This window comes from Candidatus Chryseobacterium colombiense, assembly GCA_029203185.1.
GTDB lineage: Bacteria > Bacteroidota > Bacteroidia > Flavobacteriales > Weeksellaceae > Chryseobacterium > Chryseobacterium colombiense.
This window is the reverse complement of the sequence record CP119310.1, coordinates 2,861,987-2,876,241: the sequence shown is the minus strand read 5'-3', so window position 1 is coordinate 2,876,241 and position 14,255 is coordinate 2,861,987. Positions and strand designations below refer to the sequence as shown.

Sequence of the window (14,255 nt, the reverse complement as noted above, 5' to 3'; positions counted from 1 at the left end):
CTTTAGTTTTTTAGAGTTTCATCAACAATTTCAGCACTTGGAGCGTTGGTCTTTACGGATGCAATTCCGTTTTCCATTCCCGATTTTGTGCTGTATAATTGACTTTTTCCAATGATCTCTCCGTTTCTTGCTTTTAATACGAAATATTCTTTTCCGTTTATGGCAGTTCTTCTCTCATACCTGGAATCATCCTGAGAATTAATTCTCACTGATTCTATTCCTTTATGGCAAGATGCTTTTTGGACATAACCTTCGCTGGTTAAAATAATTTCGCCATTTGCGGCTTTCAGATTAAACTGATACTCTTTGTTTACTCTCTGAGTAATAATAAATTTTCCCATGATTGTTTTTTATTTAACACTCCAAAAATATGAGCATTAATTTGTGCCTCCTTACGGGAATCCGTAAAACGAAAAAACCTTTCAATTTTTTGAAAGGTTTTATTAATGGTATTCAGAAAAATTAAGATTAAATAATCCCGATATCTTTACAAAAAGCCACCAACTGTTCGTTGCTGGTCACCTGAAGATCTTCTTTTAAGCTATTTAATTTCTTTTCAACACTGCTTAAGCTATATTTAATTCCTTTTTCCAGAAGATGATCGGGAATATTTTTCTGTAAAATTCCTTTGGAAAGTAGAGTAACGACCGTAATATCATAAGCTGAGAATTCATAGCTGTTGAATTTTTTTACCTCCTGCTTGAGATCTGTTGAAAGAAAATCTTCATTAATGAAGACAGAGGCGATGGACTTTTTTAATTCTTTAGAATCATTTCTGGCTTTCCGGACGTATCCGTTGATCTGATAATCTTTAAAAAGAGAATCGATAATCCCTGATTTATGCTGACTGGAAAAAACAATCACTTTCAGAGAAGGTTGAATTTCTCTTACTTTTTGAATTAATTCCTGTCCGTCTTTAATGTTTTGTATATAATGATCTTCTTCAAAAGAAAGATCGGTGATCAATAAGTCATAAGGGTTGTTTTCCCGTAATCCTTTTTGAACTTTTGCCAGGGCATCGTCACAATAATATACATAATCAACTTTAGGAATATTAAGATCTTCCAGTGTTTTTTGGACAGATAGACTGCCCATTTCGTGGTCTTCGGCAATTAAAATTTTTTTGAACATTCTGTTTTAAGTTTTTTAAGAAGCAGGAAATGAAATATTAATTTTCAAGCCCTTTTCTGTTTGAGTGTCAAAAATAATTTCTCCTTTGATGGTTTCTATACGGGAAACCGTAGAAGATAATCCGTTTTTATAAATTACATCTCCTGAAATTCCGATTCCATTGTCTGTATAGAAGATTCTGATAAGGTCATTTTCTCTTTCAAATCTGAAGGAAACGATACTTGCCTTGCTGTGTTTTTTCATATTGACAAGCAGCTCGCGGATGATTTGGTACACTTCTTCCCGGTTTTTAGAGCTCAGGTTTTTCCAGATATCTTTATCATTTCCGGCAAGGTAAGTATTTACTTGATCATTTTTAAATGAGCTGACTGTTTCGGAAATTTTTTCACTAAAATCTTTTTCTTCAGTTTGAGTATCTGCTTTCTCATAAGAAATATCCCTGGATTTTTCGTACACAAATTCCAATTCGTCAAGGGCTTCACTTTTATCAAAATGTTCCTGATTTTCAATCTTTGTCATTACCTGATAAATACCGTTTGCAACCACATCATGAACTTTTTTCGACAGTCTGAGTTGGGTGTTTTTGACTTCAAGCTCTTTTTCCTGTTCGAGGCGTTTTTTTCTTTTTCTATACCAGAATAAACCTCCGATTAGAATCATTAATAAAATTCCAATACCAAAGTTTTTCTGTAATCCTTCCATTTCCTTTTCTGCCTTTTCCCTTTGTATTTTTTCTACATCATATCTTACTATTGCAAATTGGTTTTTAGCTTTATTTCTTGCTATTTGAAGATTTGAACTTATCAAGATATACTTTTGGAAGTTTTCCAGATAGTTTTTAGGATCCAATTCTATGATCTTTCTTAAAGCTATAACCTGATCTGTATGACTTTTATTATTATTTGCCGTTTCGAGCATTTTTTTTGCATAAAATAATGAGAGCATTTTATCTCTTTTTAAAAAATATTCGGATAAAGTTTCGAAGCTTGAATTTTTTCCAAGTTCATCATTGTTTTTCTCTCTGATTTTTAAAGAATGATATAGTTCAGGAAGTGGATTATAATTTTTATCATCAAGATATCGAGCTTTTGCCAGATTATTTAAAGACCTGGAATAATTAATACTATTTTTAGTAAGGATAGCTTTTTCTAAATATTTTTGAGCCAATTTAAAATTTCCTTGAGTGATTAAATCATCACCAATATTATTGTAACAAAGAAGCTTATCATTTTCAATATCAATATATTTTAATGCCTTAAAGTAGAATTTAATAGATTTTTCAAAATCTTTAAGAAAATGAAATGACAAAGCTATGTTGTTATAATTTGTGGCTAAGGTACTCCTTGTAGTACTGTCTTTTTCTTTTTTTAAAAATTTATTAGCCTCTAGTGATGATTCGATTCCTCCATAAAAATCTTGGCTGTTAGTCTGGATCATTGCCATATTTACCAATGATTTTGCTACACCTAATGAGTCGTTTATTTTTATATAATCATTTTTAGCCAAATTATAGTAATAGAAGGCAGAATCAGATACATTAGCATCTCTGCATATTTTGGCTTTTTGATAAAATTTATTGGGGGTAACATTATTTCCCTTATTACAAGAAAATAGGATTAAACATGATAGGATTAATAATGTCCATTTCATAGCAAGTAGTTTTAAACGCAAAGTAAGAAAAAGGACAGATTTATACAATCTGTCCTATGATTTAAATTAAGGTTTAATTGATGGAGGAGGAGGGAGTTGTCCTGAATTTCCACCTACAGGTTCTCCATCTGGATCAATTCCATCTCCTGGATCAATTCCTGTCCCAGAATTAGTATCACCTTGTACAGTTACTATTGTTGAATTATTGTCGTTGCATGTTGATGTATTGGCATTATTGTGTCCGAATGCTAAACCTAATAGCATTAAAATAAACTTGATCATTTCCTTAAAAATTTTGAGGTTTTGAAATTGTTTTTCTTCCTCTCGGAATATTTATCCCGAGCTGTACACGATTAAAATTTCGAAGCGCTTCTTAAATTTTTTGGGAAGTGAACCAGCTAAAACGGAAGAGAAACATCTGCTTCCCAACCCGGAGTTTTCTTCCGTCTTATCTGGCAATTTTTGAAATCAGTTTTGTAAATTTGTTATTGATTTTTTTTATAATGATTTGTTTCTCACTGATTTCTATGGCAAAGTAACGGCGAAAGAAAAGGCAAGGGTTAGAAAGTTTTTGGAAAGTTTTTGGAAAGTTTTTTCAGTGAGATTTACGGAAATCCGTAATGTATTAGGTATAAAACTTCATAATTTTCGAACTAATAACCTTTGAATATGTCAAAATTTTTACCTCAGAAAAGAAAATTGTTAGAGGAGGTTTTCCAGAAAGCCTCAAATGATACCCCTCAAAAATCATTTTATGGAATTGTAACTCATCTTGAAACAGCATTAAATGATGATTATAATATAGTTTTGAGTTATAAATCTTTTGAAACATATTATAAAACTATTGTTGAAAATGAGAAAGATTATAATATAAAACCTGCAATTCTAGATGATTTGAGTACATATTTAGGATATGATGATTTCAGAAGTTTTTGTTTGGATTGGAAAACAATAGAATATACAGTTAGCCAAACTTTATCTAAGATTGTTATAAATATTACCAATAAGCCAATTTTTAATATCCCTGATGTCTTCAAGAAAAATGGATTAGGAATTTTAGAAATGACCTTTGTTTTGCTTATGGTTACAGGTGGAGTATTTTTTTCTAATAACAAAAATTCTGGTGCAAGAGGGTTGATGTCAAACTGGAATCCTATTACAATTGATAAATCTTTTATGTATTGGGATGGAGACAGATATATGGCAACTGACAGCAGTTCTTTGGGACCGCAGATTGATGTTATTCCAATGGATAAATTTAGATTTAAGTATTTTAAGAAAATTACCCGGCCCGACACTCTTACAGTTGCAAACTCAATAGGAAAGGTCTGGTATGATAAGAGCAATAATAATGTTGAATTTTTTACAAGCTATGGAAAGCATCCTGTTAATGATAAAGCTTTAAAAGACGTCTCGGAGCGGATACTTAGTAACTATGCAGGACAACAGTCAGATTCATTAGAAGTAGAATAGGTTTATAAAAAAACCACAAAGAAACTAAATCCTTTGTGGTTAAATATAAAATTCATTTACCTTTTATTCTGCGTTCAGCATTCCCAATTCACCGAAATGCTTTTTAAATTTTTGAATCTTTGGACCGACAACAGCGCTGCAATACGGCTGAGTTGGGTTTTCATTATAATAGCCTTGATGGTATTGTTCGGCAGGCCAGAATTTGTCGAATTTCGTTAATTCTGTTACATAAGTTCCTGTCCATCTTCCGGAAGCTATGGATACTTTGATGGCTTCTTCGGCTTTTGCTTTTTCTGCCTCATCTTTATAATAAATTACAGAACGGTACTGCGTTCCGATATCATTTCCCTGTCTGTTTAATTGGGTAGGATCATGAAGAAAAAAGAATACATCCATTAATTGCTCATAAGAAATAATTGACGGGTCATAAGTAATCTGCACCACTTCTGCATGTCCGGTTTCTCCGGTACAGACTTCCTGATAAGTCGGATTGTCTTTGTGCCCTCCGGAATATCCGGAAATGGCAGACTCTACACCCTTCAGCATATTAAAACAGCTTTCTACGCACCAGAAACATCCGCCGCCAAAAGTGATTTGCTCTAAATTATTTTTGTCCATTTTAGGTAGGTTGTTTTATTTAAAATATTTCTCTTTTTATAATTTGATTTCTTGAGAAAAGCAGATCAAAAATATGAAAAACTTTTCCAAAGTAAGCTTAATTATGTCTTGTAACACGAATTGTGATGATAGACGAAACAAATTGTTTTAAAATTCATCAGCATTATTTGCCACACAGGAAAAATTTCAAGTTAATTTATAGAGATGCTTCGACAAGCTCAGCATGACACCGCAAATGAATTTATTTCTTATAAAGCGATGAGTAATTAGACTGTCATGCTGAGCCTGCGAAGCATCTTTAATGAAAACAAAAAAAGCACCCTTAAAAGGATGCTCATATGATTTAAATTGTTATCATTATTTTTCCCAAACTAAAGCACTTGCTCCTAAGATTGCTGCATCTGCTTCGTCCAGTTCACTGAAAACTAATTTTACTTTATTTCTGAAAATAGGAAGAAGGTTTCTTTCCATATGAAGTTTTGTAGGCTTTAAGATAAAATCTCCTGCTTTGATTACGCCTCCGAATAAAAGAATGGCTTCCGGAGACGAGAACATCACAAAGTTTGCCAATGCTTCTCCTAATTTTTGTCCTGTATATCTGAAAACTTCAATTGAGATTGGATCTCCTTTCAAAGCACATTCGTGTACTGTTTTAGAATTAATGGATTCTTCAGGATATTGGCTGAGCATAGATTCAGGGAACTCCGCTCTCATTTTCTTGGCTGTAATCGCGATACCTGTTGCAGAAGCGTATGCTTCAAGACTTCCTTCAGAGCCTGTACTCCAGTGTTTTCTTCCGCCTGGTTTTACGATAGTATGGCCTAATTCTCCGGCAAAACCATCGTGTCCGTAGATTAGTTTACCTCCTGCAATGATTCCGCTTCCTACACCAGTTCCTAAAGTAATCATGATAAAATCCTTCATTCCTCTGGCAGCTCCGAAAAGCATTTCCCCGATGGCAGCAGCATTGGCATCATTGGTTATTGTGCATGGCAATCCGAACTTAGCTTTCATTAATTCGGCAAAGGGAATAATTCCTTTCCAAGGTAAATTGGGAGCCTGTTCTATAGTTCCTGTATAGTAGTTGGCATTGGGAGCACCGACTCCTATCCCATCAAAATTTTTCTCTTCTCCGTGGCTTTCGATCATAGGATGAACAGCCTCGTATAAAGCGTCAATATATTCTTCTACAGTAGCGTAGGCATCCGTTCGGATATTTCCTTTTTCAAGAACTTCACCTCGGTGGTTCACCACCCCAAATTTTGTGTTTGTTCCGCCAATATCAATACCTAGCGCAACGTGTTTTGACAAATCTACTAATGACATTTCTATGCTTAAAATTCTAAAAGGCTAAAATTATAAAAAAGATCTTAGTTATTAGACGATTAAGCAGATATTTATTTAAAAAAATATTTAAACGGTTTTAAGTGTTTTCTTTTTTCTTCTTCCCCACCATATCATGAAGCCAGTAACTGGTAATGAGGCACATATCAAACTTACAATAAAAGCGATGATCTTTGTAGGAAGTCCCAAAATGGATCCGACGTGGATATCATAGTTGGCTCCAACGGCTTTTTCCCCGAAATTTTTGTCTTTCATATCGTGAGTATGAAGCAATTCTCCAGAGTTTTCATCAAAAATTAAGCTGCTGCTTTTGTGGTAAGAGTATGATAAGTGTTTTACATAAACTTCAAAATTCGGATGTTCGTGATCGTCCATATGCTCGTGTCCAAGATCAATAGAGAAACCATAAGAATCAGGGTATTTTGTTTTGACGGTATTACTGATCTTGTCTAAAGTTCCTTCTGTTCTCAGCTCGATCGGAGCTTTCGTTTTAATGGATGAAAAGTCAGGATAAGTGGTTTTTCCTCCTGAAAAGATGAAATAAAATGCAGCCTGAACAACAAAGAAAGCATAGAACAATCCTGTTAGCGAAAAGATTAATGCAAAAATGGAGGCATAAAATCCCAATACATTGTGAAGGTCGTAATTTTTTCTTTTCCAGCTTTTTACATTTTGCCATTTGAAAGAAAAACGTTGTTTTCTTGCGGCTTTATTTTTAGGCCACCAAAGAATAATCCCGGAAATCAGCATGAAAATAAAAATCAGCACAGGAATTCCCACCAGATAGGTTCCCCATTCCTGCTTCAAAAGATAGCTCCAGTGGATCATTTTTACGATCTGGAAGAATCCGTTTTTCTCGTCGTACGTTCTTAAAACCTCTCCGTTGTAAGGATTAACATAAGCCACTTTATAGATAGGAAATTCATCAAAATAATTCCAGCCTTTCGGGTTGTGTTCATACCAATAAAAAAGATAAGACATCTTTTTGTCGATCGGGATATTTACCCAATGAACAGGATATTTTTCTTTCACCTGATTTACCACTTCACGTTCCAAAACACGAATCGGAAGAACCTGTTTGTGCTCAATATTCTGCTCGTTGTGGTAGATGACATCTTTACGGGTGAAGTTTTCGATTTCATCCTTAAAAACATATAATGCTCCGGTAATGGAGATAATGAAGATTAGAAATCCAATCCCAAGACCCAGCCACAAATGCAATCTGCCTGTCCATTTTTTTACTAAGCTCGGATTTTTTTTATGGTGATGCTTTTTCTTCATATTTTCCTTTTGTTTCCTTGTTTTTTATATTTTCCCCACCAGATCAGAAAGCCGGTTACAGGTAACGATGTACATAAAAGTCCGGCTAAAAACCAAATTATTTTTCCAAACAGTCCAAAATAGGAACCTGTATGAATGTCATAATTGGCATTGGCATATTTCTCTGCATTAGTAAGACTTTGATGAGGTTTATCTGATAAGATTTTTCCTGAATATTTATCAAAAACAATCAGACTTCTTTCACTGAATCTTCCATCTTTCTGATAGACTGTGACAGGAATATTTTTTAGTTCTTTTCCTTTTTTATTTTTTCCGTTTAACGGAATTCTGAAGCTTGATGATTCCTGATATCGTTTTTTAGTCTCCTGGGTCGTAATATCATAAATTGAATTGGTTCTTATTAAAAGAGAGTCAGGCGATTTAATGTCTTTATCTTTCGGAAGCTCCAAAGAACCGGAAAGCGTAAAATTGAACACATTTTTCACCCATGGATACGAGAAATAGATTCCGGTAAGGCTCATCAACAAAGCAACGAAAGATACGTAAAAGCCTAGAATGCTGTGAAGGTCATAGTTTTTACGTTTCCAGGTTTTTACATTTTTCCAGTCAAATGAAAGGCGGCTTTTTCTTGTTTTTTTATTTTTTGGCCACCAAAGGATAATTCCTGTAAACAGCATAATGATAAATAATACTACCGGAATTCCGACTACATATTTTCCCCAGTCTGTTTTTAAGAGTAAACTCCAGTGAATGGCTTTTAAAATAGGGAAGAGGTCATACTTTTCGTCATAAATTCCCAAAATCTGCCCTGTATACTGATTAACGTAGACAAGCTTATTAATTTTAACTTCCTGAAAATAATTCCATCCTTTTTTATTCTTTTCATAATATAGAAACTCGTAAGATTTGTTTTTATCCAAAGGAATTTCAACCGAACTGATAGGAAACTTTTCTTTGACTTCCAAAGAAACTTTTTCTTTAAGGACTGAAATAGACATTGGAGACTGAGAAATTGTTTCCGGATTAACCCAGATTGCATCTTTTCTGAGGATGTTCTGTATTTCATCTTTGAAAACATACATAGTACCCGTTAAGGAAACAATAAAGACAATCATACCAACAGATAAACCAAACCACAAATGTAGTTTGGCAGACCATTTTTTTATCCTTGAAGGTTTCTTCTTATGATGATGTTTTTTCTTCATAGTAAAAAGCTAACCTTTGAGATTAGCTTTTAGTTTATATTTTAGAATTTATAAGCAATTGTTCCTAAGAAGTTTGCCAATTTTTGAGGATTTGCTGTGGAATACCCTGTCCAATAATGTTCATTTGTGAAGTTGTCAACTTTAACTCCGATTCTGAATTTCTTTGCATCGTAAAACGCATTGGCATTCAAAACGAAATATTTTGGTAAAATAAAATCTCCGGTTACATTATTGTCGCTAGCATAATTTCCACCGAATCCGAATCCTAGTCCTTTTACTTTTCCATCAACAAATTGATAAGCCAAGTTGAAGTTTGCATTCCAGAAAGAACCTGCTGTTGTTGGTCTTGTATTATTAGCTTCATCAACAGTATCATTATAAGCCAAACCTCCGACGAAAGAAAACCCTTTTACAAGATATGCATTAACTTCCAACTCGAATCCTTTGCTGAGTGTAGAAGCGGCCTGTTTTTGAACTGAAACAAAGTTTGGAGCATATTCTCCGGTATAAAGCAATTGGTTTTTCACTTTGATGTTATAGTAAGAAACCGTTGCATTGAATCTGTTTTTAAATAAGCTTGCTTTGAAACCTCCTTCAAACTGATTTCCTCTTTCAGGATCTGATAAAGTTGTGTTTCCTGCTGTATCAAAAGTATAATATCCGTTAGATTTGAAAGAGTTCTGGTAGTTTCCGAAAACCGAGAATTTATCTTTCACGATTTCGTAAACAATTCCTGCTTTTGGCGAAAATGCAGATTGGTTGAATGCTTTCTCCGCATTTGGTCCAGACATTCCACCCAAATAATCATTGTTTTCATAACGAAGTCCTGCCATAATGTGCAAATTTGCAATCGGAGTAAATAAATTGGAAATATATCCTGAATAGGTATTCAAATCTCTCAAATAATCCCAAGTTGAAAAATTTGCAGAATTTGCATAAAGTGCAGACAAAGCAGTGGCATTCATTCCGGAATAATCTGCACCTGAAACTGCAATATAGTCAGAAGCACCATTGGTCAAATAAGAATCTACATTTTTATTCAAATATTTGTATTTCAATCTTTCTGTAGTTCTCATATAATCAAAACCAACAACCGTTTTGTTTTTCATTCCGTTTGAAAAATCATAATTGAAATTGAAGTTTTGTTGAATTTGGAACCAAGATTTTTTACTGTCGTTTGTAGACTGGTCTGCTCTGGCAATCATATATTGTCCTCCTGTGTAAGAAATCGAAAAATATGGATTGTAACCGTCGGAATAAGAATCTGAATTATTTATATAAGTGTTTGAAGTTATATTATCATTGATTTTCCACTTTGCATTTCCGAAAATATTAGAGTTTCTGGCTGTCATGTACAAATCGTTTCCGGTGTAAGATTCTTTATAATTCAAACCCGCCGCTTTTTCTAAATCTTTCATATTGTTGATTTGGTTCAAAGAGTTGGGAGAAAGATAGAAGAAATAAGGATTTGCCGTTACTCGGTTGTCAAACAATTCATAATCTACATTCAACTGAAGTTTGTCGGAAACATTCCAAGTTAAACTTGGGGCGAATGTTGTATATTGATTTTTTGCATCGGTTTTTGTGAAATTTCCTTCATTTGTATATGCAGTATTTATACGGAAAAACAAGTCTTTTGTAATTGGTGCATTAATATCGGCAGTTGTTCTGTAAGTATTGTAACTTCCTGCAGAAGCAGAGACTGCGCCAAAGAAATTTTGCTGTGGTTTTTTGGTAACTCTATTAATAAGGCCACCGTACGAAGCAACCGTACTTCCGTAGAGTGTTCCGACCGGACCTTTTAGAAATTCCAACGTTTCAACATTGATTGCATCAATTGTGGAAGTAACGGGTGCAACCACGCCATTTCTTGTAGAAGCTTGTGAAGGAAAACCCCTCAAAACGAAGAATGAACCACCATCTCCGGCTCTTCCGGTAGGATTCCACATTTTCTGCAAACCGGTTACATTCCTGTAAGCATCATCTACAGTAAAAATATTTTCATTTTCCAAGATCCCTTTATCAATAGAAGAATAGACTTGTGGATTTTCTATGAACTTTACTGGCATTTTGTTGGAAGATTCAGTATCGAGTTTTTTCACCATTTTGTTGATGATAACTTCCTCTATATTTTTTGTAGTTGTAGAATCTTTTTTCTCCTGAGCAAACGTTAGCATAGAACCCAACAATGAAGCACAGATCAGTACATTTTTCATGAAACAAAATTTTATGCAAATATATTGTTTTTAATTATTCTAAATAAATAATAAAATTGATATTTATCATAAAATTATTATACACTAAATAATAAAACCCCACAACAATATGTATTGAAGCGGGGTTTGTATATGAATTAATTATTTTTCTTAGGCAGGAATTTCTCCTTTGTATAAGAATGAAATAATTTCTTTATTCAATTTGTCGATCATTTCACTGAATAAGTGGAAAGATTCCTGTTTGTAGATTACCAACGGATCTTTCTGTTCGTAAACAGCTCCCTGAGATGATCTTCTTAAGTCATCCATTTCACGAAGGTGAAGTTTCCAGTTTTCGTCGATAATTGATAACGTGATATTCTTTTCGAAATCATTGACTAAACTTTCGCACTTCGTTTCATAAGCTTCTTTAAGATCTGCAACGATCGTCATTGTTTTATGACCGTCTGTAAAAGGGACCTGAATCATTTTAAACATTGAACCTTGATTCTGATACACATTCTCAATGATAGGGAATGACTTTTCTTTCAGCAAGTTCAGTTTCATTTGATAATCATCCTGAGCTGCCTTGAATAGAATATTCGTTAACTCCTGAATATTTTTACTCTTGAAATCATTCTCGGAAACAGGAGATTCCATAGTGAAAGTCTTGATGATTTCATACTCGAAATCCTTAAAGTTTCCTGTAGCTTTTCCTTTCGCAACGATAGAATTGGCAACATCGAAAATCATGTTTGTAATGTCATACTTCAGGTGATCTCCGAATAAGGCATTCTTTCTTCTCTTGTAGATCACGTCACGTTGTTTGTTCATTACGTCATCATATTCAAGAAGTCTTTTTCTTGTTCCGAAGTTATTTTCTTCTACTTTTTTCTGAGCTCTTTCGATAGATTTAGAGATCATAGAATGCTGAATAACTTCACCTTCTTTATGACCCATTCTGTCCATCATTTTAGCGATTCTTTCAGAACCGAATAGACGCATCAAATTATCTTCTAAAGATACGTAGAACTGAGAACTACCTGGGTCTCCTTGACGTCCCGCTCTACCTCTTAACTGTCTGTCAACACGTCTTGAATCGTGTCTTTCTGTTCCGATAATAGCTAAACCTCCAGATTCTTTTACCTCTTTCGAAAGCTTAATATCCGTTCCACGACCCGCCATGTTGGTTGCGATAGTCACAACTCCCGGTTGTCCTGCTCCTGCAACGATTTCCGCTTCTTTTTTGTGAAGTTTCGCGTTTAAAACCTGATGTGGAATTTTTCTTAATTGAAGCGCTTTTGATAATAATTGAGAAATTTCAACTGAAGTTGTACCTACCAATACGGGTCTTCCTGCAGCCGTTAATCTTTCAACTTCTTCAATTACAGCGTTGTATTTTTCTCTGTTAGTTTTGTAAACTAAATCTTGTTTATCATGTCTCAAAATCGGACGGTTGGTAGGAATTACCACAACGTCTAATTTATAAATTTCCCAAAGCTCACCTGCTTCTGTTTCTGCAGTACCAGTCATCCCCGCAAGTTTGTTGTACATACGGAAATAATTCTGAAGGGTAACAGTTGCAAAAGTCTGTGTTGCCGCTTCAATTTTTACATTTTCCTTAGCTTCGATTGCCTGGTGAAGACCGTCAGAATAACGTCTTCCTTCCATGATACGACCTGTTTGCTCGTCAACGATTTTTACTTCACCGTCAATCACTACATACTCATCATCTTTTTCGAATAATGTATAGGCTTTAAGCAACTGGCTCATCGTGTGAACTCTTTCAGATTTTTCAGCAAAATCAGAGAACAATCTTTCTTTAGCCTCAAATTCTTCTTCTTTAGATAAGTTTTTGGCCTCAAGTTCAGCGATTTCAGTTCCGATATCAGGAAGAACGAAGAAGTTTGGATCAGAGTTTCCTTGAGACATGTATTCAACACCTTTGTCTGTTAAGTCAACCTGATTGTTCTTTTCTTCGATAACGAAGTAAAGATCCTTATCTACGATTGGCATATCACGGTTGTTGTCCTGCATATATTGAGCTTCAACTTTCTGAAGCAATGCACGGTTTCCGCTTTCTGATAAGAATTTGATTAATTGTCTGTTTTTAGGAAGACCTCTGTATGCCTGAAGCAATTTGAATCCTCCTTCTTTTGTGTTTCCGGCAGCGATTAATTTTTTCGCCTCATTAAAGATCGTGGAAACTGTTTTTTTCTGAACTTCAACGATTCTGTCGATAGAAGGTTTCAGAACATCAAATTCCTGTCTGTCTCCTTGCGGAACCGGACCTGAAATAATTAATGGTGTTCTTGCATCATCTACCAATACAGAGTCAACCTCATCCACGATAGCAAAGTTTAATTCTCTTTGTACCAGTTCTGAAGGTGAAGTTACCATATTGTCTCTCAGATAATCGAAACCAAATTCGTTATTGGTTCCGTAAGTGATGTCTGAGTTGTATGCTTTTCTTCTTCCGTCTGAGTTCGGTTGGTGGTTATCAATACAGTCGATCGACATTCCGTGGAACTGATACAATGGTCCCATCCAAGCCGAGTCTCTTTTTGCAAGATAGTCGTTTACTGTTACAACGTGAACTCCTCTTCCCGGAAGTGCATTTAAGAAAATTGGAAGCGTACCTACCAAAGTTTTACCTTCACCGGTTGCCATTTCGGCAATTTTACCGCTGTGAAGAATAACCCCTCCAATAAACTGAACATCGTAATGTACCATATCCCAGTTTACAGGTGTTCCGGCAGCATCCCATGAGTTTTTCCAAACCGCTTGATCTCCCTGAATTTCTACGAAATCTTTTCCGGCAGCAGCTAACTGTCTGTCCCAGTCAGAAGCCGTTACACGGATTTCTCCGTTCTGTGCCCATCTTCTTGCTGTTTCTTTTACCAAAGCAAATACTTCGGGAAGAATTTGTCCCAGAACTTTCTCTTCAATTTCGTATGATTCTTTTTTTAGAGTCTCAATCTTTGAAAAAAGAGCTTCTTTTTCATCAACGTTGGTTGAATTTTTTATCTGCTCTTGAATCTGTTCTATTTGAGCTGTGATTTTGCTGGTTGCAGATTTAATATTTTCTTTAAACTCAGCAGTTTTCTCTCTTAAACCATCATCAGACAATTGCTGAATTCCTGGTTCAACAGCTTTGATTTTTGTTACAACTTTTTTTACTTCTTTTAGGTCCTGCGCTTTCTTGTCTCCCAAAAACCCCTTAAGAACTTTGTTTAAAAAACTCATAAAATTTTTACTTTATGCCTAAAGCGATATACTTTAAGCGTTTTTAATAACACTTATCGTGTAAAATTGATATTTAAAAAGTGCAAAAAAGCTCTAAGCTATTGCCTAAAGC

The 14,255-nt window shown here is 34.7% G+C and carries 11 protein-coding genes; 1 reads left to right on the top strand and 10 read right to left on the bottom strand.

The window, feature by feature from the left end; genetic code table 11:
* Nucleotides 1–2: 2 nt before the first annotated feature.
* The 4 genes from P0Y62_12870 to P0Y62_12855 all read right to left on the bottom strand — a co-directional run bounded on the left by P0Y62_12870 (nt 3) and on the right by P0Y62_12855 (nt 3,063).
* On the bottom strand, nt 3–341 hold the full coding sequence (locus tag P0Y62_12870; protein WEK68739.1) for a YegP family protein: 339 nt from the start codon (nt 339–341) through the stop codon (nt 3–5).
* Nucleotides 342–468: 127 nt separating this feature from the next.
* Entirely contained in the window at nt 469–1,131 is a 663-nt protein-coding gene (locus P0Y62_12865) for a response regulator (protein WEK68738.1), read from the bottom strand.
* A 15-nt stretch (nt 1,132–1,146) separates the two neighbouring features.
* Nucleotides 1,147–2,781: a hypothetical protein gene (locus P0Y62_12860; protein WEK68737.1), complete on the bottom strand. Its 1,635-nt coding sequence runs from the start codon at nt 2,779–2,781 to the stop codon at nt 1,147–1,149.
* Between the two features lie 66 nt (nt 2,782–2,847).
* Nucleotides 2,848–3,063 (bottom strand): hypothetical protein, encoded by a 216-nt coding sequence (locus tag P0Y62_12855; GenBank protein WEK68736.1) that lies wholly within the window; start codon nt 3,061–3,063, stop codon nt 2,848–2,850.
* Nucleotides 3,064–3,450: 387 nt separating this feature from the next.
* Between P0Y62_12855 and P0Y62_12850 the strand changes: the two genes are divergently transcribed.
* Entirely contained in the window at nt 3,451–4,254 is an 804-nt protein-coding gene (locus P0Y62_12850) for a hypothetical protein (GenBank protein ID WEK68735.1), read from the top strand.
* A gap of 63 nt (nt 4,255–4,317) precedes the next feature.
* Here P0Y62_12850 and msrA read toward each other — a convergent pair whose 3' ends face one another.
* From msrA to secA, 6 genes are all read right to left on the bottom strand, one after another.
* Complete coding sequence (msrA, locus tag P0Y62_12845; protein WEK68734.1) at nt 4,318–4,872, bottom strand: peptide-methionine (S)-S-oxide reductase MsrA; 555 nt, start codon at nt 4,870–4,872, stop codon at nt 4,318–4,320.
* Between the two features lie 357 nt (nt 4,873–5,229).
* Nucleotides 5,230–6,198 carry an ROK family protein gene (locus P0Y62_12840; protein WEK68733.1) on the bottom strand — a complete coding sequence of 323 codons (969 nt, stop codon included), beginning with the start codon at nt 6,196–6,198 and terminating at the stop codon, nt 5,230–5,232.
* A gap of 87 nt (nt 6,199–6,285) precedes the next feature.
* Nucleotides 6,286–7,497 carry a PepSY-associated TM helix domain-containing protein gene (locus P0Y62_12835; GenBank protein ID WEK68732.1) on the bottom strand — a complete coding sequence of 404 codons (1,212 nt, stop codon included), beginning with the start codon at nt 7,495–7,497 and terminating at the stop codon, nt 6,286–6,288.
* Nucleotides 7,494–8,702: a PepSY-associated TM helix domain-containing protein gene (locus P0Y62_12830; GenBank protein ID WEK68731.1), complete on the bottom strand. Its 1,209-nt coding sequence runs from the start codon at nt 8,700–8,702 to the stop codon at nt 7,494–7,496. Before P0Y62_12830 ends, P0Y62_12835 begins: the two co-directional genes overlap by 4 nt.
* 41 nt (nt 8,703–8,743) lie before the next feature.
* The gene (locus tag P0Y62_12825; protein WEK68730.1) at nt 8,744–10,918 is read right to left on the bottom strand and encodes a TonB-dependent receptor; all 2,175 of its coding nucleotides are present in this window, start codon (nt 10,916–10,918) and stop codon (nt 8,744–8,746) included.
* Nucleotides 10,919–11,068: 150 nt separating this feature from the next.
* On the bottom strand, nt 11,069–14,143 hold the full coding sequence (gene secA / locus P0Y62_12820) for a preprotein translocase subunit SecA (GenBank protein ID WEK68729.1): 3,075 nt from the start codon (nt 14,141–14,143) through the stop codon (nt 11,069–11,071).
* Between the last annotated feature and the right edge of the window lie 112 nt (nt 14,144–14,255).